The organism is Microbacterium sp. (assembly GCF_030149085.1).
Taxonomy (GTDB): Bacteria; Actinomycetota; Actinomycetes; order Actinomycetales; family Microbacteriaceae; genus Microbacterium.
In genome coordinates this window covers 1-2,670 of sequence record NZ_JASBSF010000084.1, presented here as the reverse complement: position 1 = coordinate 2,670, position 2,670 = coordinate 1, and the positions used below count along the sequence as shown (strand labels likewise).

The following is a 2,670-nucleotide window of genomic DNA, read 5'->3' as shown; positions in this document are numbered from 1 at the left end:
TACTTCCCTTTCCGACGAGGACCCGTGACAGCTCCCCCCGATTCCGCCGCGCGCTCGGCATCCGTCGCCCCCTCGCTCGGCGAGACGGCGGCGCCGGAGGCGAGCCTCAGGGGCGAGTCAACGCCGCTCCTGAGGCTGCGTGACGTCGGAATCACGCACGAGGGCGAGGATGCCGCGACCCCGGCATCCGTGTCGTTCGCGGTGTCGCGCGGCGATGTCGTGCTGCTTCTCGGGCCGAGCGGATCGGGCAAGTCCACGCTCTCGCTCGCGATGAACGGACTCATCCCCCACGCCGTGCCAGCGACCCTGTCGGGACGCGTCGAGGTAGCCGGGATGGATGCGGCGACGCACTCCGTGGCGCAGCTGTCGACACACGTCGGGATCGTGTTCCAGGATCCCGACGCCCAGCTGGTGACAGGCACGCTCCTCGACGAGGTAGCTTTCGGACCCGAGAACCTGCGTCTCCCGGTGGCCGAGGTGCTCGCCCGCGCGGAAGCGGCGCTGCGCCGCGTCGGACTGTGGGAGAGGCGGACCGAAAATCCTGATCGCCTCTCCGGTGGCGGCCGGCAGCGCCTCGCGATCGCGTGCGCCCTCGCTATGGGTTCCCCGCTTCTCGTCCTCGACGAGCCGACCGCGAACCTCGATCCGCAAGGCATCGAGGACGTCTACGCCGCGCTGACCGAGCTCGCGGCATCCGGCGACAAGGGCATCGTGCTGATCGAGCACAACCTCGATGCCGCCGCCTCGTTCGTGAACCGCGTCGTCGTCCTCGATGCTGCCGGCGTCGTGATCGCCGATGGCGCCGTGGACGAGATCTTGCGGGGGCGCGCGGCGGAACTGCACGCGCTCGGCGTGTGGTTGCCGACCTCGACCCTCGCGGCTCTGCGGCTAGGTGAGGCCGGGTACCGCTTCGATCCGCTGCCGATCAGCCCCGAGGAGCTGCGCGAGGCGCTCGAGCGTCAACCCGCGCCGCCCGCTCTGCGCGAGACGGCTGCGGCTACCGAGGCGGTCGCGTCGGCATCCGGCACGCGCATCGAGGTGCGGGGGCTCACGCTGCGCCGTAAGAAGACCGAGGTGCTGACGGATGTCGCGCTCGACGTTCGCGACGGTGAGTTCCTCGCGATCGTCGGCGCGAACGGGGCGGGCAAGACGACACTGATCCAAGCCCTCGCCGGCGTGCTCACTCCGCCCCGCGGCACGGTCCACATCGATGGCCTCGACGTTGCCCGACTCGACGACCGCGCTCTCTCGACCCACGTCGGGTTCGTGTTCCAGAATCCCGAGCACCAGTTCATCGCAGCGTCAGTGTTCGACGAAATCGCGCATGGCCTGCGCCGCCAGCACCTCGACGAGGCCGAGATCGAGAGGCGCACGCTCGATCTTCTCGACCGCTTCGGGCTGCGCGAGCGAGCGCACGTTCACCCGTTCCTGCTCTCGGGCGGGCAAAAGCGGCGCCTCTCGGTTGGAACCGCCCTTGTAGCCGGGGCCCGGGTGCTCGCCCTCGACGAGCCGACTTTCGGGCAGGACCGCGCGCGAGCAGATGAGCTTCTCGGGCTCCTGCGCGACCTCAATCGCGAAGGCACGACGATCATCGTCGTCACCCACGACATGCAACTGGTCGCCGAGTACGCCGATCGCGTCGCCGTCATGCACGCGGGGCGCGTCACCGCGACCGGAACTCCGGGCGACGTGTTCGCGGATGCCGAGCTCATCGCCCGCGCAGGGCTGCGGGTGCCGCCACTTGCGCGCGCCCTCGCGCCGCTTGCAACGCACCCGGAGCTGCGCACGATCACGCGGGTCGCTGACCTTCCCGGGGGTGTGTCGTGACGACCGCGCCGACACTGCTCCCGGTATCCGTCGCCGATGACCCCTACGCCGCAGTGCGACGCACCTCGGCGGTGCGCTTCCTCTACGGACTGAATCCGCTCGCCACGATCGCAGCGGTCCTTCCGGCCCTCGTACTGCTCGTGTTCGTGCGCGACCTTGCGACACCGCTGGCGTTTCTGGCGCTGTCGTACCTCGTGCTGCTCGTGGGCGTCAGCCTCAGCATCCGATCCGCCGTCCTTCTCGCGCTGGTGATACCCGGCGCGACCCTGGTGTTGGGGTTCGGCTTCTCGTTGTGGACGGATGCCGCACTCGTCGCGAACACCCCGCCCGTGCTGCAGATCGGGGCGTGGACGCTGTACGCCGGCGCGCTCGAGATCGGACTTGCAACGGGCCTCCGGCTTGCGGCGATCCTCGCGCTGTCGCTCATCCCGGGCCTCAGCACGACCGGCCCCGACCTCGTTCGGGCCTGCGTACAGCAGCTGCGCGTCCCCTACCGGATCGGGTACACGGCGCTGGCAGCCTTCCGGTTCGTGCCCCGGTTCGGTCACGAGCTCGAGATCATCCGCCAAGCCCATCGCGTCCGCGGCGCGCACCGCGGGCGCGGACCGATCGCGAGCCTGCGCCGGTGGGCCAGCTACCTCGTGCCACTGCTAGCCGGCGCCATCCGCCACGCCGAGCGGGTCGCCCTCGCGATGGACTCCCGCGCCTTCGGCGCCTACCCCGATCGCACCGAGCGCCATCTCGTCCCGTTCCGCACCCGCGACGTCGTTTTCATCGCCGCCTTCTGGGTAGCATCCGCCGCCCTCTTCACCCTCTTTTTCCCCTGGGGCCTCGCCTAGTCAG

General features: G+C 70.2%; 2 protein-coding genes. Both read left to right on the top strand.

The window, feature by feature from the left end; genetic code table 11:
* The first annotated feature begins 129 nt into the window (after positions 1-129).
* Positions 130-1,827, top strand: coding sequence for an ABC transporter ATP-binding protein (locus Q1V87_RS03560; protein WP_300590854.1), 1,698 nt, complete (start codon positions 130-132; stop codon positions 1,825-1,827).
* A 53-nt stretch (positions 1,828-1,880) separates the two neighbouring features.
* Positions 1,881-2,666, top strand: coding sequence for an energy-coupling factor transporter transmembrane component T (locus Q1V87_RS03555; protein ID WP_300590853.1), 786 nt, complete (start codon positions 1,881-1,883; stop codon positions 2,664-2,666).
* Positions 2,667-2,670: the final 4 nt, after the last annotated feature.